This window comes from Falsihalocynthiibacter sp. CO-5D18 (genome assembly GCF_041205445.1).
Lineage (GTDB): Bacteria > Pseudomonadota > Alphaproteobacteria > Rhodobacterales > Rhodobacteraceae > Falsihalocynthiibacter > Falsihalocynthiibacter arcticus.
The window spans coordinates 41,032-59,831 of the sequence record NZ_JBGFCF010000006.1; the positions used below are offsets into that span (position 1 = coordinate 41,032).

23 protein-coding genes are annotated in these 18,800 nt (G+C 52.9%); 13 read left to right on the plus strand and 10 right to left on the minus strand.

Features of this window, described 5'->3' with window-relative positions; all coding sequences use genetic code 11:
* Positions 1–35: 35 nt before the first annotated feature.
* Positions 36–1,337, minus strand: a complete 1,302-nt coding sequence (locus tag AB9F27_RS09680) for an RsmB/NOP family class I SAM-dependent RNA methyltransferase (RefSeq protein ID WP_369757682.1) — start codon at positions 1,335–1,337, stop codon at positions 36–38.
* A gap of 47 nt (positions 1,338–1,384) precedes the next feature.
* Here AB9F27_RS09680 and AB9F27_RS09685 point away from each other — a divergent pair, with 47 nt between their 5' ends.
* Positions 1,385–1,555: a DUF1674 domain-containing protein gene (locus AB9F27_RS09685; protein WP_335584026.1), complete on the plus strand. Its 171-nt coding sequence runs from the start codon at positions 1,385–1,387 to the stop codon at positions 1,553–1,555.
* A 3-nt stretch (positions 1,556–1,558) separates the two neighbouring features.
* Here the strand turns inward: AB9F27_RS09685 and dapB are convergent, their stop codons facing one another.
* Positions 1,559–2,368, minus strand: coding sequence for a 4-hydroxy-tetrahydrodipicolinate reductase (dapB, locus tag AB9F27_RS09690; RefSeq protein ID WP_335584025.1), 810 nt, complete (start codon positions 2,366–2,368; stop codon positions 1,559–1,561).
* Positions 2,369–2,468: 100 nt separating this feature from the next.
* Between dapB and rbfA the strand changes: the two genes are divergently transcribed.
* The 6 genes from rbfA to rpsO all read left to right on the plus strand — a co-directional run bounded on the left by rbfA (position 2,469) and on the right by rpsO (position 6,598).
* Complete coding sequence (gene rbfA / locus AB9F27_RS09695) at positions 2,469–2,891, plus strand: 30S ribosome-binding factor RbfA (RefSeq protein WP_335584024.1); 423 nt, start codon at positions 2,469–2,471, stop codon at positions 2,889–2,891.
* Positions 2,878–3,609 carry a phosphodiester glycosidase family protein gene (locus tag AB9F27_RS09700; protein ID WP_335584023.1) on the plus strand — a complete coding sequence of 244 codons (732 nt, stop codon included), beginning with the start codon at positions 2,878–2,880 and terminating at the stop codon, positions 3,607–3,609. The genes rbfA and AB9F27_RS09700 overlap by 14 nt, the downstream gene beginning before the upstream one ends.
* Positions 3,610–3,681: 72 nt before the next feature.
* Positions 3,682–4,593 carry a tRNA pseudouridine(55) synthase TruB gene (truB, locus tag AB9F27_RS09705; protein WP_335584022.1) on the plus strand — a complete coding sequence of 304 codons (912 nt, stop codon included), beginning with the start codon at positions 3,682–3,684 and terminating at the stop codon, positions 4,591–4,593.
* A complete protein-coding gene (locus AB9F27_RS09710; RefSeq protein ID WP_335584021.1) occupies positions 4,590–5,102 on the plus strand; it encodes a DUF1643 domain-containing protein in 513 nt (170 codons plus the stop codon). The genes truB and AB9F27_RS09710 overlap by 4 nt, the downstream gene beginning before the upstream one ends.
* 144 nt (positions 5,103–5,246) lie before the next feature.
* Positions 5,247–6,140 (plus strand): calcium-binding protein, encoded by an 894-nt coding sequence (locus tag AB9F27_RS09715; protein WP_335584020.1) that lies wholly within the window; start codon positions 5,247–5,249, stop codon positions 6,138–6,140.
* A gap of 188 nt (positions 6,141–6,328) precedes the next feature.
* Positions 6,329–6,598 carry a 30S ribosomal protein S15 gene (rpsO, locus tag AB9F27_RS09720; protein WP_335584019.1) on the plus strand — a complete coding sequence of 90 codons (270 nt, stop codon included), beginning with the start codon at positions 6,329–6,331 and terminating at the stop codon, positions 6,596–6,598.
* A gap of 81 nt (positions 6,599–6,679) precedes the next feature.
* Here the strand turns inward: rpsO and AB9F27_RS09725 are convergent, their stop codons facing one another.
* Positions 6,680–7,483 carry an alpha/beta fold hydrolase gene (locus AB9F27_RS09725; protein WP_335584018.1) on the minus strand — a complete coding sequence of 268 codons (804 nt, stop codon included), beginning with the start codon at positions 7,481–7,483 and terminating at the stop codon, positions 6,680–6,682.
* Positions 7,484–7,861: 378 nt separating this feature from the next.
* On the opposite strand from AB9F27_RS09725, the gene pnp reads away from it, so the two are divergent.
* A complete protein-coding gene (pnp, locus tag AB9F27_RS09730) occupies positions 7,862–9,994 on the plus strand; it encodes a polyribonucleotide nucleotidyltransferase (protein WP_335584017.1) in 2,133 nt (710 codons plus the stop codon).
* A 73-nt stretch (positions 9,995–10,067) separates the two neighbouring features.
* Here pnp and AB9F27_RS09735 read toward each other — a convergent pair whose 3' ends face one another.
* The 5 genes from AB9F27_RS09735 to AB9F27_RS09755 form a co-directional block, all read right to left on the minus strand.
* Complete coding sequence (locus AB9F27_RS09735) at positions 10,068–10,721, minus strand: peroxiredoxin (protein WP_335584016.1); 654 nt, start codon at positions 10,719–10,721, stop codon at positions 10,068–10,070.
* An 80-nt stretch (positions 10,722–10,801) separates the two neighbouring features.
* Positions 10,802–11,449, minus strand: a complete 648-nt coding sequence (locus tag AB9F27_RS09740; RefSeq protein ID WP_335584015.1) for an RluA family pseudouridine synthase — start codon at positions 11,447–11,449, stop codon at positions 10,802–10,804.
* A gap of 21 nt (positions 11,450–11,470) precedes the next feature.
* Positions 11,471–11,851 (minus strand): GFA family protein, encoded by a 381-nt coding sequence (locus tag AB9F27_RS09745; RefSeq protein ID WP_335584014.1) that lies wholly within the window; start codon positions 11,849–11,851, stop codon positions 11,471–11,473.
* Between the two features lie 11 nt (positions 11,852–11,862).
* On the minus strand, positions 11,863–12,318 hold the full coding sequence (locus tag AB9F27_RS09750) for a GAF domain-containing protein (protein ID WP_335584013.1): 456 nt from the start codon (positions 12,316–12,318) through the stop codon (positions 11,863–11,865).
* The gene (locus tag AB9F27_RS09755; RefSeq protein ID WP_335584012.1) at positions 12,315–13,493 is read right to left on the minus strand and encodes an acetyl-CoA C-acyltransferase; all 1,179 of its coding nucleotides are present in this window, start codon (positions 13,491–13,493) and stop codon (positions 12,315–12,317) included. The genes AB9F27_RS09750 and AB9F27_RS09755 overlap by 4 nt, the downstream gene beginning before the upstream one ends.
* Positions 13,494–13,588: 95 nt before the next feature.
* Here AB9F27_RS09755 and AB9F27_RS09760 point away from each other — a divergent pair, with 95 nt between their 5' ends.
* From AB9F27_RS09760 to AB9F27_RS09770, 3 genes are all read left to right on the plus strand, one after another.
* A complete protein-coding gene (locus tag AB9F27_RS09760) occupies positions 13,589–13,924 on the plus strand; it encodes an STAS domain-containing protein (protein ID WP_335584011.1) in 336 nt (111 codons plus the stop codon).
* 50 nt (positions 13,925–13,974) lie between these two features.
* The gene (locus tag AB9F27_RS09765) at positions 13,975–14,418 is read left to right on the plus strand and encodes an ATP-binding protein (RefSeq protein ID WP_335584010.1); all 444 of its coding nucleotides are present in this window, start codon (positions 13,975–13,977) and stop codon (positions 14,416–14,418) included.
* 232 nt (positions 14,419–14,650) lie between these two features.
* Positions 14,651–16,231, plus strand: a complete 1,581-nt coding sequence (locus AB9F27_RS09770; RefSeq protein ID WP_335584009.1) for a gamma-glutamyltransferase family protein — start codon at positions 14,651–14,653, stop codon at positions 16,229–16,231.
* Positions 16,232–16,234: 3 nt separating this feature from the next.
* Here AB9F27_RS09770 and hspQ read toward each other — a convergent pair whose 3' ends face one another.
* Positions 16,235–16,561, minus strand: a complete 327-nt coding sequence (gene hspQ / locus AB9F27_RS09775; protein WP_039003375.1) for a heat shock protein HspQ — start codon at positions 16,559–16,561, stop codon at positions 16,235–16,237.
* 83 nt (positions 16,562–16,644) lie between these two features.
* On the opposite strand from hspQ, the gene AB9F27_RS09780 reads away from it, so the two are divergent.
* Both AB9F27_RS09780 and AB9F27_RS09785 read left to right on the plus strand, forming a co-directional pair.
* Positions 16,645–17,526 carry an AEC family transporter gene (locus tag AB9F27_RS09780; RefSeq protein WP_335584008.1) on the plus strand — a complete coding sequence of 294 codons (882 nt, stop codon included), beginning with the start codon at positions 16,645–16,647 and terminating at the stop codon, positions 17,524–17,526.
* 68 nt (positions 17,527–17,594) lie between these two features.
* On the plus strand, positions 17,595–18,179 hold the full coding sequence (locus AB9F27_RS09785; RefSeq protein ID WP_039003373.1) for a lytic transglycosylase: 585 nt from the start codon (positions 17,595–17,597) through the stop codon (positions 18,177–18,179).
* Between the two features lie 10 nt (positions 18,180–18,189).
* Here the strand turns inward: AB9F27_RS09785 and AB9F27_RS09790 are convergent, their stop codons facing one another.
* Positions 18,190–18,789, minus strand: coding sequence for an outer membrane lipoprotein carrier protein LolA (locus AB9F27_RS09790; protein ID WP_335584007.1), 600 nt, complete (start codon positions 18,787–18,789; stop codon positions 18,190–18,192).
* Positions 18,790–18,800: the final 11 nt, after the last annotated feature.

Below are 18,800 nucleotides of genomic sequence, written 5' to 3' on the forward strand. Positions count from 1 at the left end.
CATACGGCGTGCGGGCTTTGGTGTCACCGATGATTTTAGGAAGATTTACCGTTCAGGCGCAGAACCGCGACATAGAAGCCATCCATACCCCCACGATCGGCCCAGAAATCGGGGCGAATCCTAAGGCCACCTTCTTTGGAAATCCATTCGGGATCAACGCCTTGCACTTCGAGCGCTGCACGATCAATCGACAAATTTGGATGCCGCTTTAAAGCGTCTTCAATTTGAATTTCACCCTCATCAAGCAGGATACTACAGGTACAATAAATCAACCGGCCATCTGGCTTAAGCAGACTCAGCGCGTGATCGATCATATTCTCTTGAAGCTTAAAGAGTTCGGGGAATTCACCGCCGTCTTTTGCGTAGGGAAGATCGGGGTGACGACGAATGGTGCCCGTCGCCGTACAGGGCGCATCCAAAAGGATCGCGTCATACAGCTCAGACTTGAATTCCAGCGCATCCGCAACGACAATCTCGGCGTTCAATCCAGTACGGGTCAGGTTTTCAGATACACGCGCCATCCGTACTTCGGAAATATCCAACGCCGTCACTACAGCTCCAGCCGCCGCGAGTTGCATCGTCTTCCCACCGGGGGCCGCACAGAGATCCAGCACGCGTTCGCCAGCTCTGGGAGCAAGAATGGCCACGGGCAAAGCCGCCGACGCATCCTGAACCCACCAACCACCTTCGGTAAAACCAGCAAGTGAGGTCACCTGGCCAGCGTCAGTAATGCGCAAGCTACCAGTCTCTAACATGGTGCCTTCGGGCAAAATTGCGCCTTCCTTGAAGGACAAATCAAGCGGCGCGCCCTTGGAATGCGCAAGCTCCATCGCCTCAACGGTGGCCTTGCCGTAGTCCCCAATCAAGGGTTTACGAAGCCATTTAGGCAAACGCGGGACGGGAAGCTTTTCCCAATCGGACATCGGCATGTCACCCAAGCGCCGCACAATCGCGTTGACCATACCTGCGCCGTGGGTTGTTTCGCGCTCTTCACGGGCAATCGTCACCAAGGCGTTCCCGACCCCGTGGGAGGGCGCACCTTCAACAAAAATCTCGACCACAGCGAGGCGCAGAATGTTGTGCACCTCAGAGGCGGGACGGCTGCGCAGGAATGGCCCCAAAAGGCGATCTGCGCGATCCATGAACCGCAACGTATTGGTCGCAAGGCGCTGGGCGCGAGCGCGATCGGCCGCCTCAAGCTTGGCCAAGGGACCCTTCGGCCCCATCAACTCAGACATGAGTCGTTGCTCCACCGTAACGGCGTTTAAGAGTTGGACGGCGGCGCGACGGGCAGGTAGGCCCTGCAGGGAAGCGGAATTGGGGGTTTGCTGTGACATGCGGGCTGAGTTATATCATGCCCAAGCCCAAAACAAGGACTACTGACATGAGTGAGCAAGCTGATCTGCCCGAAGCCGCAAAACGGGCCTTAGTTGAGGCCGAAGAGCGCCGCAAAAAGCAGAAACTCGACCTCGCCAAGGAGTTGGGTGGCCGCGAAGGCCCCGAACCTGTGCGATTCGGGGATTGGGAACGCAATGGGATTGCAGTCGACTTCTAGAACCTAGAGGCCAAGCACATCCATCATATCATACGCGCCAGGTTTCTGTTTGGCCGCCCAAAGCGCCGCCGTAATCGCGCCACGACTAAAGACTTTGCGGTCGGTCGCGATATGGCGCAGCACAACGCGCTCGCCGGGGGCTGCAAACATCACATCATGCTCGCCAACAATGTCGCCACCGCGCACAACCGCAAAACCAATATCGCCCCGCTTGCGCGCGCCCGTGATGCCATCGCGACCCCGATCAGACACATCCGCAAGGTTAACGCCACGCCCTTCGGCCGCCGCTTCGCCCAGCATTAGAGCCGTTCCGGATGGGGCATCGACTTTGTGATGATGATGCGCCTCAACAACCTCAATATCAAAATCTTCGCCCAGCGCCGCCGCGACTTTCTTGGTCAGTTGCACTAAAAGATTGACCCCAAGACTCATGTTGCCCGCACGTACAATCGCCGTGCGTTCGGTCAAAGCATTGAGGTCCGCAATATCCCGATCCGACAGACCCGTTGTGCCAATAACATGAGCGGTGCCACTGTCCGCCGCAACCTTAGCAAAGGCAAGCGTTGCCAAAGGCGCGGTAAAATCAATCACAACGTCGGCAGCGGCAATAACTAGCGCGGCATCTTCCGACACAAGCAAACCAAGCGCCTTTCCGCCCATAGCTGTGCCAACATCCTGCCCGACCCAATCGTGGCCCGAGCGTTCAATAACACCCGAAAGTTCGGCGGAATCAGTCTCTAATACGCACTTAATCAACATCTGCCCCATGCGCCCAGAGGCACCCGTGATGGCGATTTTCGTTTTCTGGCTCATGATGCACCCTCATTATCTGATCTTTCCCCCGTTTAACGCCATGCGCCGTCCAAAGCAAAGCCCTGTTGCCCTTGGGGTCAATCATGCTTAAGTGCTCTCCATGGCAAAGAACCAAAATCGCGCCGGTCGGGCCCCCTCACAACGTCAGCTCCGCGTAGGCGAGCTGATCCGTCGTACCCTTTCTGAAGTCTTGATGCGTGGTGATATCCACGATCCAGACCTCAATCGCATGTCCATTACCGTGAGCGAGGTTCGCGTCACGCCTGATTTGCGTCTCGCAACGGCCTATGTGCTTCCCCTTGGTGGGCAAGGCCAAGAAGAGGCGCTTTCGTCCCTCCGCCAAAACCGCCACGAATTGCGGATGGTTGTGACCAAAAAGATGGCCCTCAAACACTCGCCCGAAATTCGCTATGAAATCGACACCACGTTTGATCGGATGGACGAAACACGTCGCCTTCTGAATCAAGACAACGTGCAGCGCGATCTGGCCGTTCCCGATGATGCAGGCGATGAAGACGCTTAGAGTCGCCATAGTCTTTTGGCTCTTTGGCCTTGTCACACCAGCATTTGCCGCCTGTGAGAAAACGAGCTTTGAAGACATCAAGTATACGGCGTGTGAAGTCGCTCTCGGGCAGGACCTACGATTATTCCTCAAAGATGACCAAGGCGATATTCTTGGAACGTTCGGTGCCGCCAACGGCCAGCTACCCGAGGGGAAAAAGCTCGCTTTTGCCATGAATGCGGGCATGTTTCATCCGGATCGCAACCCCGTCGGGCTCTATATTGAAAACGAGCAACAATTCACATCGCTTGAACATGGTGGCGGATACGGCAATTTTGGCCTCTCCCCTAACGGCGTGTTTTGCATCAGTGAGTCCGAGCTGCAAGTTTACACGAGCGATGACTATGAGGCCAAGCAACCTTCCTGCCAATTTGCGACCCAGTCTGGGCCAATGCTTGTTATCGACAATGAATTGCATCCGCGCCTAATCCCCAACGGTTCTTCCAAACATTACCGCAACGGTGTCGGCACCAGTGCGGACGGGAAGCGTGCCGTGTTCGTGATTTCGGATCAGCGCGTCAATTTCCACGATTTCGCCCGCTTTTTCCGCGACGATCTCGGATTGCCAAACGCATTGTTCTTCGACGGAAAAATCTCGCGCCTCTATAGTCCCGCCAATTCCCGCAACGATTTAGGGTTCCCGATGGGGCCAATGGTCGGGCTGGTCGTTGACCGTTAACCCAATCACACATTGACGCTGCCTCCAGACAACGGTAGGTCGCGCGACTTGAAACAAAGATAGGACAGTCTCATGGGGCGCAAGCGCAAGGGTCGTGATATTTCGGGTTGGGTTGTTGTGGATAAACCCGCAGGCATTAGTTCGAGTGCCGTCGTGAACAAATTGCGCTGGGCGATGGATGCCCAAAAGGCAGGCCACGCAGGAACGCTTGATCCCGAAGCCACAGGCGTTTTGGCGATCGCGCTCGGCGAAGCCACCAAGACCGTCCCCTACATTACGGATGCCCTCAAGGCCTATGCTTTTACTGTTCGGTTGGGACAAGCCACCAACACCGATGACGCCGAAGGCGAGATCATCAAAGAAAGCGATATCCGGCCCGATGACGCCGCAATCAAAGAGGCGCTGTTGCCCTTTGTTGGCGAAACAATGCAGGTTCCACCAAAGTTTTCCGCTGTGAAAATTGACGGCGAGCGGGCCTATAAATTGGCGCGTGATGATGCGGAATTCGAGATCGCAGCGCGTCCCTTGTGGGTAGAGGAACTTGTTCTCGTTGACCGCCCCGATGCCGACCATGTGACGCTTGAAATGACCTGTGGCAAAGGCGGATACGTCCGCGCCATTGCACGGGATTTGGGCGAGGCCCTCGGATGCTATGGCCACGTCCGCGACCTGCGCCGCATCTGGTCGGGTCCGTTTGATGCAGAGGATGGCATTTCCGTCGCCACAATCGATGAATTGGCTAAATCCGGCAAGTTAGACACTTATATCCTGCCGTTAGAGACGGGTTTGACCGATCTGCCAGAAGTGAAATGCACCCCGGAAGGGGCGGCGCGTTTGCGCAATGGTAATCCCGGAATGGTTCTGGCTGCGACCGTGGAATATGGCGACGAATGCTGGGCGTCTTTTGAGGGCAAAGCGGTTGCCGTTGGGCGCTACAAAGCGGGCGAACTACACCCAAGTCGCGTCTTTAACCTGCCGCAATGACACTCACACGGATACATCAAAAAGGCGATGCGTCGTCCGTGGCTGTGTATTCCGATTGCGAGGCCTATCGCTATTCCCTAACGCGCGTGTGGGACGAGGCCGCCGCGCGTGTTTTCTTTATCATGCTCAATCCTTCGACCGCCACTGAAGTGCAAAACGATCCAACGGTTGAACGCTGCGAACGGCGCGCACGGGCGCTGGGGTATGGCGGGTTTCGCGTGGCCAACATTTTTGCGTGGCGCGATACGGATCCGCGCAAAATGCGGGCGGCAACCGATCCTGTTGGCCCCGAGAACGACCGCACAATTCTTGACGGATGCGCGTGGGCAGACACGATTGTCTGTGCGTGGGGCACCCACGGTGCTCACTTAAATCGTGGGCCAGTCGTTGCGGAGATGCTCAAGAATCACACGCTTTTCCATCTTGGCTTGTCCAAGGCTGGACACCCAAAACACCCTCTCTATATAGCTTACACGGTGCAACCAACCCTCTGGGAATTGCAGGCGTAATCCGTATAAGAAGCATTTAGAGTGTATAAACCCGCTAGTGGTTGCGATTTCCTCAAAGCCGCTTAACACAAATTTAGCATCCCGTGGGATAACCTCTGTTTGGGGTTTTTGGTTCAATTTGGACCGGTGTTTGAGGGTTGTATTATGTTTGGTCTTATCGGCCTATTTGGCGCGCTGTTCATGGGATTCATGGCAGAGGGGATAATGTCGAGTGATATCGACGTTACCGACGATGACGAATCGGACGAAGACGACTCGCTACCTGTGACACTTTCCGGCGATACTAGTGACAACCTTCTTGACGGTGGATCCGGAGGCGATCTCCTGAATGGCGGTGAGGGCGACGACGAAATTCATGGAAACGATGGCGACGACGGACTTTATGGCGCTGACGGGGATGACCTGATTTATGGCGGAATCGGCCATGATGTTGTTCATGGTGAAGGTGGCGACGATGTACTCTATGGCGGCACCGGAAGCGACGAACTTTTCGGATATGGCGACAACGACATTATTTCTGGCGGTGAAGGCGATGACACGCTTATCGGCGGCGAAGGCGACGATAGCCTAAATGGCGGCGACGGTACCGACTCACTTGAGGGCGGATTTGGGAATGATTACGTGTTTGGCGGGCTTGGGCAAGACGCACTCATGGGCAACGATGGCGACGACCATATTGTTGGCGTTGTGATGGGCGAGGAAACCGGTGAGGACACCGATGAACGCGATTTCCTAAATGGGGGTGAAGGCGACGATCTTTTGGTCTTGGGCAACAGTGACTATGGTACGGGAGGCGCAGGCGAAGATACCTTTGCCCTTGGAGAATGGTTTGCTGAAGGCTCCGCAGCAACAATCACAGATTTCAACTCGGAAGAAGACACACTTGTTGTCCACTATTCTGAGGAAGACGAAATTCCAGAGGTGAGCGTCGAAACCGAAGATGGAAACAGCATGGTCCTATTGGACGGGGTTGTAATCGCGACATTGCTTGGAAATACCTCCTTTGATGTTTCACAAATTAGCATGATCGGCACTTAACTTCCTGTCACCAAGCGCCCCTACCCAAGGCACCCAAAACGTTTTTCCTTTCTTTCGTTCAAGAATCCTCCTATACGCGCCAAATCTCGCTGCCGAATCCTTTTGGGCTATGCAACGGATATACTCCACGGGCTTTGCTGGACGACATCCCGGCTTGTGCCATTCACCCTTTAATCAAGGAGACCCCGATGTCGATTACTGCAGAAGACAAAGCACGCGTCATGACTGAATTCGCAACCAAAGAAGGCGACACAGGTTCGCCCGAAGTACAGGTTGCTATCCTTTCCTCGCGCATCGCGACACTCACAGAGCACTTTAAAACCCACAAAAAAGACAACCACGGTCGTCGTGGACTTTTGAAAATGGTTGCTTTGCGTCGCAAACTTTTGGACTATCTTCGTGGCAAATCCGAAGAGCGTTACCAAGACTTGATCAAACGTCTCGGCCTTCGCCGCTAAGCGTCGTACCACCGAATTAGGAAAACGCCCGCGCATTGTGTCGCGGGCGTTTTTCGTTCTATGGCAAGCCAAATAAGGTTTTTAGCTTTCTGCTATATTGAGCAATATTTCTGCAACCTCTTCCTTCGAAGGGCTGACCTCCATTAGCTGGTGGGGTCCTTCAAGAGTTATCACCGGCCATCCTCGTTTTTCAGCGCGTTCTGGGGCTTGGACTTTGCGCATATGGTTAAAGACATCACCTTCTGTGCCAACGATAATTGTCCCTGAAAAATCGGGTGTATTTTCAGGTAGATCAATTCTCTCAATGTAAGACTTCCAAGGGTGTGGGCGCATCGTCGGTTTCGCCTCCCGAAGTGTATCAGAAGGAATGACCCAACCGTCTCCTGCTTCGTCGACAGCTTTTTTGGCCACATCATAAACATCAGGTCCAAACCCATCTATGAGGTTTTCGCCGTGATCCAGCGGTACTGTATCGATGAAAACAAGGTGTTTAACACGATCCGGTTCATAGGCCGCCACGGCTGTTATGACTGGACCTCCATAGCTGTGAGAAACCAGAATTACATTTTTCAGGTCACGCCAGCTCATTATGTTGGACACGTCCAATATATGTGTCATCAAACCAGTTTCCTTAGACAGCAGGTGCTCCTTTTCACCAAGCCCCGTCAGCGACGCTTCAATCACCTCGTATCCGGCGGCCTCGAGGATTGTGCTCAAAGGCTCCCATTGACCAGCCCATTGAAACGTTCCGTGGACCATAACAAAAACTGGTTTTTCCATTTCTGTTTCACTCTCTGTGCTCTGAGCACTAGCTGTTTGAAAAGTTGACAAAAAAGTGGTGCAAGTGATGATTCCTGCGATTAGCAGGCGTAAAAAATAAGACAATGTAGATACCTCCAAATGAAAACTAGCTCGTGTCACTGATACAGGACTTTAAAGCGTTCGCAAAACGGTTCCATAAGATGCCAAAATGAACTTTTGAAGCGCCAAGCAGCGGTTACTTGATAGGAGACGTAACCCGTTGAGGTTTGGCTAAAGGCTACGGACTTTTGAGCGAATGATTGCGCAATATCCCCTTGCCTGACCGACAAACAGAATTCCTGTTCCCAAACGCCCTATTTTCCTGTATGCGCCGTGCATCTGAGACGTGGCTCCCTGACTCCGGCGCCGTGAAAGAAATGATAAGGGAGTCGGCGGCAATGCGGCCGCCATTGAAACGGGAGACTGGGAACGCCCAGCATGCTCCCTATTAGGAAACGATGAATGTTTACTGAAACTAAGAAATCCATGGAGTGGGGCGATGAAACGCTCACACTCGAAACGGGTAAAGTTGCCCGCCAAGCCGACGGTTCGGTTATCGCTACTTTGGGCGAGACCTCGGTTATGGCCAACGTTACTTTTGCTAAAACGCAAAAGCCGGGTCAAGACTTCTTCCCTTTGACTGTTCACTACGGTGAAAAATACTATGCCGCTGGTAAAGTTCCAGGTGGCTTTTTCAAACGCGAAGCGCGTCCTACGGAAAAAGAGACACTAACAAGCCGTCTTATTGACCGTCCGATCCGCCCATTGTTCGTTCCGGGCTTCAAAAACGAAGTTCTGTTGATCTGTACAGTTCTGTCGCACGACCTTGTTAACGACCCTGATGTTGTTGCAATGATCGCGGCCTCCGCTGCTTTGACAATCTCTGGCGCTCCTTTCATGGGCCCGATTGCCGCTGCACGCGTTGGCTTTGTGGATGGCGAATACACGCTGAACCCATCCTGTGACGACATGCACCAGCTTCGCAACAACCCCGAGCAGCGCCTCGACCTTGTTGTAGCCGGTACAAAAGACGCCGTGATGATGGTTGAATCCGAAGCTTATGAGCTTTCAGAAGCTGAAATGCTCGGCGCGGTTAAATTCGCCCACGACGCTTTCCAACCTGTGATCGACTTGATCATTGAATTGGCCGAAGACTGTGCGAAACCACCGTTCGACTTCCAAGCACCAGATTACTCCGATCTGTTCAATGCTGCGATGGCGGCTGGCGAAACGCAAATGCGTGCTGCTTATGCAATCACTGACAAGCAAGAGCGTACAACCGCGGTTGCTGCTGCACGTGATACGATCAAAGCTGCCCTCACTGAGGAACAACTTGCAGACGAGAACCTTGGTTCCGCTCTCAAGAAAGTTGAAAGCAAGATCCTTCGTGGTGACGTTGTTAAAACGGGCCGTCGTATTGATGGTCGCGACACAACAACTGTGCGTCCAATCGTTTCCGAAACTGGCTTCCTTCCACGCACACACGGCTCCGCGCTGTTTACACGTGGCGAAACTCAGGGCCTCGTTGTAACGACATTGGGCACCGGCGACGACGAGCAAATGATCGACGCGCTGACTGGCACATACCGTTCCAACTTTATCCTGCACTACAACTTCCCACCCTACTCCGTAGGCGAAGTTGGTCGCTTTGGCTTCACTGGCCGTCGCGAAATTGGTCACGGTAAGTTGGCTTGGCGTGCGCTTCAGGCGGTTCTTCCGGCTCCAACTGATTTCCCATACACCCTGCGCGTTGTATCCGAAATCACTGAGTCCAACGGGTCCTCTTCGATGGCTTCCGTTTGTGGCGGTTCCTTGTCGATGATGGACGCTGGCGTTCCGTTGAAAGCAGCGGTTGCTGGTGTTGCAATGGGTCTTATCCTTGAAGACGATGGCTCCTACGCGATCCTCACCGACATCCTCGGCGACGAAGATCACCTTGGCGACATGGACTTCAAAGTTGCCGGTACTGAAGCTGGGATTACCTCCCTGCAGATGGACATCAAAATCGCAGGCATCACGCCAGAGATCATGGAAAAAGCCTTGGCTCAAGCCAAAGACGGCCGTATCCATATCCTTGGTGAAATGGCGAAAGCTTTGACAGAAGCCAGCGAATTCTCGGCCCACGCTCCACGCATCGAGACCATGCAGGTTCCAACAGACAAAATCCGCGAAGTGATCGGTTCTGGTGGTAAAGTGATCCGTGAAATCGTTGAAATGTCCGGTGCAAAAGTCGACATCAACGACGATGGCATTATCAAGATCGCATCCGCAAACGCAGAAGCCATCAAAAAAGCCTACGACATGATCTACTCAATCGTTGCAGAGCCTGAAACTGGCGCTGTTTATAACGGTAAAGTTGTGAAAATCGTCGACTTTGGCGCATTCGTGAACTTCTTCGGAAAACGCGATGGTCTGGTGCACGTTTCTCAAATCGAGAACCGTCGTTTGAACCACCCATCTGACGTTCTCAAAGAAGGCCAAGACGTAAAAGTTAAGCTTTTGGGCTTTGACGAACGCGGCAAAGTTCGCCTGTCGATGAAAGTTGTCGATCAGGAAACTGGCGCAGAAATCGTAGAAGAAAAAAGCGAAGGTTAAGCTTCTCTCTTCCGCAAAATAGAAAAGGCCCCAGATTACTCTGGGGCCTTTTTTGTTTCTAAATAGCGCGTTCTTATTTTGGAAGTTGCGCGGTACGAAGATACGGGAAGTGTGTTGTGAATTCGCCGAATTTAGCTTTGGCATCCGCGTCACTTACGCTCGTGGGAATGACAACATCGCCGCCCGGCGTCCAGTTTGCTGGAAGCGCCACGCCGTGGCCCGCCGCCGTTTGCAACGCATCAAGTGCGCGCAAAACTTCCGCAAAGTTGCGGCCAACGTTCATTGGGTAAGTCATGGACAACAGAAGCTTCTTGTCGGGAGAAATGATGAAAACCGAGCGCACTGTTTGGCTATCCGCAGGGGTGCGGCCATCGGGTAAATAAGCTTCGGCGGGCAACATGTCGAAAGCTTTGGAAACGGCCAAACCTTCGTCAGCAATAATTGGAAATCCTGCTGGTACGCCAGCGTATTTGGAAATGTCGTTCTTCCACTTCTTGTGGTCTTCGACACCATCCACGGAAACACCAATCACCTTGGTATTGCGCGCGGCCCATTCGTCGGCCAATTGCGCAACTGCGCCGAATTCGGTCGTGCAAACGGGGGTGAAATCTTTTGGGTGGCTAAACAAGATAGCGTAAGAATCGCCAATCCAATCGTGGAATGAAATCTCGCCGTCGCTGGTTTGAGCCGTAAAATCTGGAACAATATCGTTAATGCGAAGTGCCATGTGGGTCTCCTGTTAAATGGTTGTTAGTTTATATATAAGGGCGCAAACCCAAGAGTTCTATGGGGGCGCCCAGTCGTTTTTCAAAAGGGACAAACAGCCCGAAATCGTTGGCCTTGTCCTCCTTCGGGGTGGCGCAATCGCAACTCCTCTGCGTGCAACATCATGCGGGGCGCATCGCGGGCTTCCCCTGTTGCATAAAACGGATCACCCAAAATTGGATGGCCGATTTCCAACATATGCACCCGCAATTGGTGGCTGCGGCCCGTTTTCGGAAACAAGCGAACTCGCGTTGCGTTTTCTTCGTATTTCACGACTTTCCAGTCCGTGATGGCCTGCTTGCCCGTTTCATAATTCACGTGCTGAAGGGGACGGTTTGGCCAATCCACAATCAGCGGTAAATCCACGGTTCCGGTTTTTTCCTTCATAAGCCCAAAGACGCGGGCCACGTAGGTTTTCTTGGTTTGCCGCTTTTCGAACTGCAGGCCGATATGGCGTTGCGCGTGACGCGTCAGAGCGAAAACCATCACACCCGATGTATCGCGATCTAAGCGGTGGATCAAAAGGGCATCCGCAAAGGCCGCCTGTACCCGCGCAATAAGACAGTCGGCGAGATGCTCGCCCTTGCCCGGAACAGAGAGCAAGCCTGCGGGTTTGTTTACCACAATCAGGTGGTGGTCAAGATGAAGGACATCTAGCGGATCTTGGGGCGGGTTATATGCATCACTCATGAGGGGGTGATAGCGGGAAATCTAGTACTTGGCCAGTTGTTCAGGACCTTCTTCGATTTCGTAATAGTCGCCCTTGTCCTCGGTAAAAATATGGGTTTTGATTTTGAAGTCGGTAGGAGCTTCTAATGCGCCCGCGCCAATGGAAATTTTATCTTCCCCCTCCATTTTCCAAAACAAGGAACTACCGCATTTATTGCAAAAACCGCGTTGCGCATAATCAGAGGATCGATACCAAGCAAGGCTTGAGTCGGAAAGAAGTTTGAGCTTGTTGGATGGTACCGCCGTGGCCGCCCAGTAATGCCCGGACGTTTTGCGGCATTGGCTACAATGACACGCGATTGGATCGCGCATTTCGCCCTCGAGTTCAAACGAAACACCGCCGCATAAACAACTTCCCCGCATTGAAACTCTCCTCAAATATCCCTGAAAACATCTGCCAAAATCGCTGCAATAGATACTGAATCCGCCTGTGAAAATGCATCGCGCAAATTACTATCGATATCGAAAACACCTATCAGTCGACCGCCCTTGCCAAATACAGGAAGTACCAATTCAGACTGGGTGCTGCTGGCGCAGGCGATATGCCCTTCAAACGCATTCACATCCGGCACAAGTTGCGTTTCGGCCGTACGGGCCGCAGCACCGCAAACGCCACGTGAAAACGGGATTTGCAGGCACCCGTGCCCCCCTTGGTACGGCCCAATCTTGAGTAAATCATTGCCCACATTTCGGTAAAATCCCGTCCAATCGAAACGCGTATCCGCATGGTGAAACTCACAGGCAACCGTCGCCATTAGCGCGACTTCGTCCTCTTCGCCCTCGGTTAAGCTGGCGATGGATTTCGCTAAGGTTGCATAATCCGCCGTCATGGTCGCTCAATTGCGATGGCTGTGCCCTCGCCACCCCCGATGCAAATCGCAGCAACACCCCGCTTGAGGCCGCGCGCCTCCAAAGCATTGAGCAAGGTCACGATGATCCGCGCACCAGAGGAGCCAATCGGATGGCCCATCGCACAGGCACCGCCGTTCACATTGAGTTTGTCGTGCGGGATTCCCATTTCGGTCATGAAGGCCATCGGGACAACGGCAAAAGCTTCGTTCACCTCCCAAAGGTCCACATCGTTAACGCTCCACCCCAAGCGGGCCAGAAGTTTTTGCGCAGCGGGTACGGGCGCGGTGGTAAACCATCCAGGGGCTTGGGCGTGGCTCGCATGCCCCATAATCCGCGCGCGCACGGGTAAGTTTTTTGCAGCAGCTGTTTCGGAGTTCGTCAGGACCAGCGCTGCTGCACCATCGGAAATCGAGGAGGCATTCGCCGCAGTCACGGTTCCATCTTTTCGAAACGCAGGGCGCAGGGTTGGAATTTTTTCTGGACGTGCTTTTGCGGGTTGCTCGTCTTTTGATACGATTGTCTCGCCTTGGCGCGTTTTCACGGTAACCGGTGCAATTTCATTGGTAAAACCGCCGTTTTCCTGCGCTGCAACGGCACGAGACAAGGACGTTAACGCAAAATCGTCTTGGGCTTCGCGGGTAAACTGATATTTCTCTGCGCAATCCTCGGCAAATGTCCCCATCAAACGACCCTTATCATAGGCATCTTCAAGCCCATCCAGGAACATAGAATCCATAACTTGACCATGACCAATACGGGCACCACTGCGCATTTTAGGCAGCAGATAGGGCGCGAGAGACATGCTCTCCATGCCACCGGCAATCACGACATCACTTTGGCCCAGTGCTATTTGGTCGAAGCCAACCATAGTGGTTTTCATACCCGATCCGCACATTTTGTTGAGCGTCGTCGCGGGGACGGCCTCGCCCAAACCTGCGGCGAAACCGGCTTGGCGTGCGGGTGCTTGGCCCTGTCCCGCGCCCAAAACGCATCCCATAAGAAGCTCGTCCACATCATTTGGCGTGAGCGTCGACCCAATTAGAGCGGCCGCAATCGCGGCTCCTCCTAACTCGGATGCGGGAACTTCCGCAAAATCCCCCTGCAAACCGGCCATGGGCGTGCGGGCAGCCCCGACAATTACAACTTCTTTCATGGGAATTTCCCTTTTTTGGCATTCGCTGGATTATGCATACCGAATGGTAACGATTGGCGCCTAGTCTAATCGCAACCAACACATGGAGCAAGATTTTGGAAATTTCATCCAGAGTAGTAGACGACGCCCTCATCGCCACCGTCGATGCACAACGAATCGACTCGGCGGTCGCCGTTCAATTCAAAGATAAAATGCGGGAAGTTACGGAAAACGGTTTTAAACGAGTCATTCTTGACCTGTCGAATGTGAATTTCCTCGACAGTAGTGGTCTCGGTGCAGTTGTTGCCGCCATGAAGCAACTTGGGAGCGAACGCATCCTTGAAATTGCCGGCCTAACCGGAGCTGTTGAAAAAGTGTTTAAACTTACGCGAATGGACACAGTGTTTATCATCCACCCAAATGCTGAGGCTGCAACTTCGCGCGCCTCCTAAGTTATAAATGTCCATTGAGTGAGCTCCTCTTTATGCCAGAAGACTTGGGTATGCAGCACATTAGTATTACCCTTCCGGGAAATGCATTGGCAGTCAGATCAGCGCTCGAAAATATACTCGAGCAGCTAATGGCTTTTGGGTTTTCGGGCGAGAATTGTAGTGTAACCGAATTGGTTTTGGCTGAGGTCATGAACAATATTGTTGAACATGCCTATGCAAATGGAGATCCTGGACCAATCCTCATTTCTATTTCTGCGAAAGGTTTAGACCTGTCGATAGAAATCATCGATCACGGCGATCCTATGCCACACTATTCCCTCCCGCAAGCGACTCAGACGAATTTGGATTGTGCGCTTGATGATCTTCCTGAGGGAGGATGGGGTTGGCTCATCATCCATGAGATCGCCGAGAACCTTGTGTACAATAGAATTGGCGCAAGCAATCATTTGAGTTTTCAGCTTTCTAGCAATAGAGCGTTCAATGCGCCCAAATAAGCGTATCCAATTTACCGAGTGTGCCAAATGCCGCGAAATTGCCCTATTCGCACCTTAACGTCGCCTGAAATGACCAGCATATTGAACTTGTAGCTGCATAAAGCTTCCCTCGACGCTGTGATTTACAGCCCCCACCCAGTACCGCAGCGTCGAGGCACTACTTCCCCCCATTTCGAACTTGGAATACCGCCAGAGCCGCTCTAGTCTCCGTTTCTAACGTGAGGAGACCAGCATGCGTGATTTTCAACTACCCGGACGTTCCCCAGTTTTTGCCGAAAACGGTATGTGTGCCACTTCGCACCCTTTAGCGGCGAAAATCGCTTGCCAAATTTTGGAAGCTGGTGGAAATGCGGTTGATGCTGCGATCGCGGGCGCTGTTGTCCTTGGCGTTTGCGAACCCCAAATGACAGGAATAGGCGGCGACTGTTTCGTTCTAGTTAAACCCGCAGACGGCAACGATATCATTGCCCTAAATGGCTCGGGCCGCGCGCCAGCCGGATTATCCGCAGAAATATTGCGCGCAGAGGGGCACAAGACAATGCCCGTCGGGGGCGTCGCGTCTATCACAATTCCGGGTGCGATCGACGCCTTTTGTCGGCTTTCAAAAGATTATGGAAAAATGGGATTAGCGGGTTCATTGGCCCCCGCGATTCACTATGCAACGGCGGGTATTCCGGTTGCACCACGCACCCAAATGGACTGGAAGATCGCTGAGGACTCCCTGCAGGGTGTTGCCCGCGACTACTACCTAATCGACGGGAAAACCCCTGAAGTTGGGCAAGTTTTCCGAGCGCCACAACAAGCAGAAGTTCTGCGTAGAATCGCCTTGGACGGACGAGATGCGTTTTATACCGGAGAAGTAGCCCAAGACATGGTCGACTCCCTACAAGCGCTTGGCGGAACCCACACTCTCGACGATTTTGAAACAGAATCCAGCGCGTACACGACCCCGCTTTCGGGAACCTATAAACATCTCGAATTGTTCGAGCATCCACCCAATGGCCAAGGCGCAACCGCCATTCTAATGAACAATATCCTCAGTCATTTCGATATCGCTTCTATGGATCCATTCGGTAGCCAGCGCGCGCATGTTGAGGCCGAAGCCGCCAAACTTGCTTATGACGCACGTAACCGGTTCCTTTCTGATGCGGATTATGTGGGCCGGTTGGACCATATGTTAGCCGCAAAGACAGCAGAACAACTCGCCGCTTTGATTGACCCTAAGCGCGCGATGGCCGCGGCCGCTCCACTTTCAGAATCCGTTCATAAGGACACCATTTACATTACGGTCGTCGATCGCAATCGCATGGCAGTTTCTTTGATCTATTCTATCTTTCACAGCTTTGGGTCGGGCCTTGCGTCGGATAAATTCGGCATCCTCTTTCAAAACCGTGGCGCGGGTTTCATGCTGAACAAAGGCCACCCAAATGAGGCCGCAGGCGGCAAGCGCCCCATGCACACGATCATTCCGGGTATGCTCAAACAGAACGGCAAAGTTATCATGCCGTTCGGGGTTATGGGCGGCGCGTATCAACCCAATGGACACGCGCGATTCGTCTCGAACACAGCGGACTTTGGCATGCACCCACAGGCAGCAATAGATGCGCCGCGCAGTTTTAGCGACGCTGGGGTTATGAACATCGAGCGCGGCTATTCTGCGAAAGTTCAGCAGGAACTCAGCGCATTGGGACACACTTTATCCACCCCGGATACTGCAATCGGCGGTGCCCAAGCGATTCTCATTGATTGGGAGCGAGGCGTCCTTCAGGGCGCTTCCGATCCTCGTAAAGATGGCTGTGCTTTGGGGTATTAGGGGTTAATTGAGCTGGAACTGAAGCGGATAGCTTCCGTCTTCAAAATCACCGAACATGTCACTCAAATCAGGGTGGCTTATCGGAATCCCCGTATAATCCGCAATGAGGTTCTGCTCGGAAACATAGGCGACGTAGTAGCTCTTATCGTTTTCGGCCAGCAGATGGTAAAATGGCTGATCTTTGTTGGGGCGACTCTCGGCAGGGATCGCCTCATACCACTCATCGGTATTTGCAAACATAGCGTCGACATCGAAAACCACACCGCGAAACGGATGTTTGCGATGGCGAACAACTTGGCCAAGATAATATTTTGCACGTGTCTTCAGCATAGCTTAATAGCTCCCCATAAGGTTACTAAACAATGGAGACGGGGATTGTCCATGATAGAGACGCAAAATGCTGGAAACAGACTGTGGACGTAGTTTTAACAGTCCTCGAAATTGTCGCTCCTGTCTTCATTTTAGCAAGCATCGGATACGTCTGGGTGCGGCTCGGATTTGAGTACCGCGTACAGTTTGTAACCGGCATGGCCATGACGATATCGATCCCCGCATTGATCTTCGTCGCTTTGATGCAAACCAAGATTGACCCGTCGGCGCTGTCGCTATTGCTCGTCGCATCGATCGTTACCTATGCCGTTTTGACGCTGGTCTTTTATCTCGTTGTGCGCGCGTTGAAATTGGACGTCCGCAGCTTCCTCCCCTCCCTCATTTTCGGCAATACAGGTAACGTTGGCCTCCCCCTTGCCTTCTTTGCGTTTGGCGAAGAAGGTTTCGCCTATGCCATTGTAGTCTTTGCAGTAATGGCGATCTGGAGTTTCACTTTTGGGGTCTGGATTGTCTCTGGTGGGGGCAATTTGAGCAAAGTCCTTAAGGAGCCGATGGTCGGCGCCACACTACTTGGTGCGATCTTCATGTGGCAAGGATGGGAAACCCCGAAATTTTTGACGAACGCGCTTGAGCTTGTGGGGCAAATGGCCATTCCGATGATGCTCATAACGCTTGGTGTCGCAGTCGCGCGATTAAAGCCGGGGCGGTTGGGGCAAGCGTTTTGGCTTTCCCTCCTTAAGGCTGCGATTTGTATCGGTGTGGCCGCCGGAATCGGTGTGTGGCTGGATCTCCCACATGTGGCACTGGCGGTTTTGATCCTGCAAGTCGGGACACCCGTTGCTGTCACCTCCTACATGCTAGCCGAGAAATATGGGGCTGATTCCAATGCCGTTGCTGGCCTTGTTGTGGTTTCAACCCTCATTTCTGTCGCCGTGATTCCCCTCGCGCTTGGATTCCTGATCTAAAATCAACTGATTGTTATTTCCAAATGGGTGAATTTACGTTATCCTGTTTGAAAAAAAGCGAGGGGCATATGAGCAGACTTCTTCGCGCAACAGTATTGATGATTCTGGTCGCCGCATGCGGTGGGGGTGATAATTCCGCCCCACGCAATTTAAACGACGCCTGTTCAATCCTCAATCAGCGCGGTAAATATTACAAGGCCATGAAAAAAACCCAGCGGCGCTGGGATATTCCAATAAACGTGCAAATGGCGACTCTTTACCAAGAGAGCAAATTCATCGGCAATGCGCGCACGCCACATCAGTATGCACTGGGTATCATACCTATGGGCCGTCAAAGTTCTGCCTACGGCTATAGTCAGGCGTTGGATGCGACTTGGGATGAGTATCGCGCGTCTACTGGACGTCGCAGCGCTAAGCGCGACGATTTTTCTGACGCGGTCGATTTCATGGGTTGGTACATGGACGAAAGTGCACGCAAGCTCGGGATTTCCAAAGCAGATGCGCGCAACCAGTATCTTGCCTACCATGAAGGCAGAGCCGGCTACGCGCGCGGATCGCACAATTCCAAAGCATGGCTCATTAGAGTTTCACAAAGCGTCGACGACCGTTCGAGGCTTTACGAAGCCCAACTTAGGCAGTGCGGCAAGATTTAGGCCACACAGACTATCGCTCTCTCGAGGCGAGCGTAATATTAAAGAGGCTGGCGGGTAAACTCACGCCAGTCTTGAAATCGCCAAAAATAACGCGCGTGCCCGCATTCCCCGCCGCGTCGTTAATTATCCATTCGATAAGGCGCGTCGGATTCGCTTCAAAGATGAGATCAATACTTCCGTATTCTGGATTTTTCGGGTCTTGGGCGCGCACAACGGTATCGGTACCGCGTGTGCCATGCCCTACGACCATTTTCGCTCCGCCAAGGTTCACATTTTTCGCAAGAATAATGCTTAATGGCGTGCGGTTGAGCGGATACTGCTCGGGTCCCGTATTGGATTTCTGGTCAAAGATGGCCACTTGGCTCCCGCCGGCAATCACCAACGTGTCGTCGGGCTTATCATACTCAAACCGCGCCCTGCCCGGCCTTTGCATAAACATATTGCCCGATGATTTTGAACCATCGGCATTCACTTGGCTAAAGCGACTCTGAGCAGTAGAGAAGCTATTGAAATAGTTAGAAATCTCCTTGAGGGAGATTTTCTCGGCAGCCGCAGGCAAAGCCATGCTGACAGCCAAAACGGGTACTAAAAGGAAGCGTAAATGTTTCATGTATTTATACT

Bases quoted from the DNA above. Each gene is read 5' to 3' on its own strand.
- AB9F27_RS09680 (WP_369757682.1), bottom strand. From the start codon at position 1,337: ATGTCACAGCAAACCCCCAATTCCGCTTCCCTGCAGGGCCTACCTGCC.
- AB9F27_RS09685 (WP_335584026.1), top strand. From the start codon at position 1,385: ATGAGTGAGCAAGCTGATCTGCCCGAAGCCGCAAAACGGGCCTTAGTT.
- dapB (WP_335584025.1), bottom strand. From the start codon at position 2,368: ATGAGCCAGAAAACGAAAATCGCCATCACGGGTGCCTCTGGGCGCATG.
- rbfA (WP_335584024.1), top strand. From the start codon at position 2,469: ATGGCAAAGAACCAAAATCGCGCCGGTCGGGCCCCCTCACAACGTCAG.
- AB9F27_RS09700 (WP_335584023.1), top strand. From the start codon at position 2,878: ATGAAGACGCTTAGAGTCGCCATAGTCTTTTGGCTCTTTGGCCTTGTC.
- truB (WP_335584022.1), top strand. From the start codon at position 3,682: ATGGGGCGCAAGCGCAAGGGTCGTGATATTTCGGGTTGGGTTGTTGTG.
- AB9F27_RS09710 (WP_335584021.1), top strand. From the start codon at position 4,590: ATGACACTCACACGGATACATCAAAAAGGCGATGCGTCGTCCGTGGCT.
- AB9F27_RS09715 (WP_335584020.1), top strand. From the start codon at position 5,247: ATGTTTGGTCTTATCGGCCTATTTGGCGCGCTGTTCATGGGATTCATG.
- rpsO (WP_335584019.1), top strand. From the start codon at position 6,329: ATGTCGATTACTGCAGAAGACAAAGCACGCGTCATGACTGAATTCGCA.
- pnp (WP_335584017.1), top strand. From the start codon at position 7,862: ATGTTTACTGAAACTAAGAAATCCATGGAGTGGGGCGATGAAACGCTC.
- AB9F27_RS09735 (WP_335584016.1), bottom strand. From the start codon at position 10,721: ATGGCACTTCGCATTAACGATATTGTTCCAGATTTTACGGCTCAAACC.
- AB9F27_RS09740 (WP_335584015.1), bottom strand. From the start codon at position 11,449: ATGAGTGATGCATATAACCCGCCCCAAGATCCGCTAGATGTCCTTCAT.
- AB9F27_RS09745 (WP_335584014.1), bottom strand. From the start codon at position 11,851: ATGCGGGGAAGTTGTTTATGCGGCGGTGTTTCGTTTGAACTCGAGGGC.
- AB9F27_RS09750 (WP_335584013.1), bottom strand. From the start codon at position 12,318: ATGACGGCGGATTATGCAACCTTAGCGAAATCCATCGCCAGCTTAACC.
- AB9F27_RS09755 (WP_335584012.1), bottom strand. From the start codon at position 13,493: ATGAAAGAAGTTGTAATTGTCGGGGCTGCCCGCACGCCCATGGCCGGT.
- AB9F27_RS09765 (WP_335584010.1), top strand. From the start codon at position 13,975: ATGCAGCACATTAGTATTACCCTTCCGGGAAATGCATTGGCAGTCAGA.
- AB9F27_RS09770 (WP_335584009.1), top strand. From the start codon at position 14,651: ATGCGTGATTTTCAACTACCCGGACGTTCCCCAGTTTTTGCCGAAAAC.
- hspQ (WP_039003375.1), bottom strand. From the start codon at position 16,561: ATGCTGAAGACACGTGCAAAATATTATCTTGGCCAAGTTGTTCGCCAT.
- AB9F27_RS09785 (WP_039003373.1), top strand. From the start codon at position 17,595: ATGAGCAGACTTCTTCGCGCAACAGTATTGATGATTCTGGTCGCCGCA.
- AB9F27_RS09790 (WP_335584007.1), bottom strand. From the start codon at position 18,789: ATGAAACATTTACGCTTCCTTTTAGTACCCGTTTTGGCTGTCAGCATG.